We start from the raw sequence: 1,460 nt of genomic DNA on the forward strand, positions 1-1,460 counted from the left end.
TAAAATGTACCCTATAAGATGGACACTTTAAAAAGGTCATCTTGTAGGGTCTTTTTTGTGTACAATAAATAAAAAACGAGCGGTGGTCGAAGCGGATGTCTAAAAAATGCTTTACAACTCAAGAGCAAGCTCAGCTAAGAACAAATCCCTATGTGAAAAATGTCAGTGCCAAAGCCATTACCTATACGGATGCGTTTAAAGAACGATTTATTAAAGAATACAAGCAAGGTATGCTTCCAAGTGAGATTTTTCAGGGAGCGGGCTTTGCACTAGACGTTTTGGGGGCAACCCGGATTAAGAAGGCTTCCAATCGATGGCGCACGGCTTATCAAGCACAGGGGCCTGCTGGATTAACAGACGCTAGAAAACACGCCTCAGGCCGTACTCTGAGCCGCGAATTAAGTCTAGAAGAAAAGTATGCCCGTTTGGAAGCGAAAATGAAATGGCTCGAAGCGGAAAATGAATTCTTAAAAAAGCTCGATCAACTCGAAAGGCAGATGAGAAAAAAGAAGTCCAACTAAGCACGAAGCAAAAATTCGAAATTATTCAACAGATGATGAATACCTATCCTTTCCGGCGTAAGCTGTATGTTCTCTGTGAAATCGCTGGGGTTTCACGTTCCGGCTATTATCGATTTTGTAGCGAAGATGCTCGATTACATCGTCAAAAACAGGAAGAAAACGATCAAAAGGTGAAAGCGATCCTTCTGAAAGCCTACCATTATCGGGGGAGAAAGAAGGGAGCTCGTCAAATCAAAATGACGCTGGATCATCAATACGGAATCACCTACAACCTCAAGCGAATTCGTCGTGTCATGCAAAAGTACAACATCGTTTGTCCCATTCGAAAAGCAAATCCCGCACGACGTATGGCCAAAGCGACCCACGAGCATCGAACCTGTCCCAACACCTTAAAGCGAGCCTTTAAGCAAGGGATCGCCGGCAAGGTGCTCTTAACCGACATCACGTATTTAACCTATGGAAACAACAAGCGAGCCTATCTATCGACGATTAAAGATGCCGAAACCAATGAGATTTTAGCCTATGAAGTTTCTGCTTCCATTGGTTTGGATATTGCGATCGAGACGTTGAAACAACTCAAGAAACATCGCCATCTCACCCCGGATGCGTTGATTCATTCGGATCAAGGATTTCACTATACGAACCCGAAGTTCCAAAAGCTTGTGAAGAAAATGGGGCTAAGTCAATCGATGTCACGTAGAGGAAACTGTTGGGATAACGCCCCACAAGAATCATTTTTTGGGCATTTTAAAGATGAAACGACTATCAAAACGTGCATGACCTTGGAAGAGGTAAAGCAAGAAGTAAAAAGCTACATGATCTATTACAATCATTATCGAGGTCAATGGAACTTAAATAAGCTGCCGCCTGCACGATACAGACAGCAGCTTGAAGTGGCCTAACCTTTTTTTAATTGTCCTTTACAAGGGGTACATTTTA

At 42.9% G+C, this 1,460-nt stretch carries 1 protein-coding gene; it reads left to right on the forward strand.

The features are described from left to right. The first annotated feature begins 95 nt into the window (after nt 1–95). Nucleotides 96–1,423 (forward strand): IS3 family transposase gene (locus tag AC6B99_RS33260; RefSeq protein WP_496665170.1). Its coding sequence is split into 2 segments (ribosomal slippage): nt 96–465 and nt 465–1,423, totalling 1,329 coding nucleotides; the frame shifts between segments, so codons are not numbered across the junction. The last annotated feature ends 37 nt before the right edge of the window (nt 1,424–1,460 follow it).

The organism is Paenibacillus liaoningensis (genome assembly GCF_059609455.1).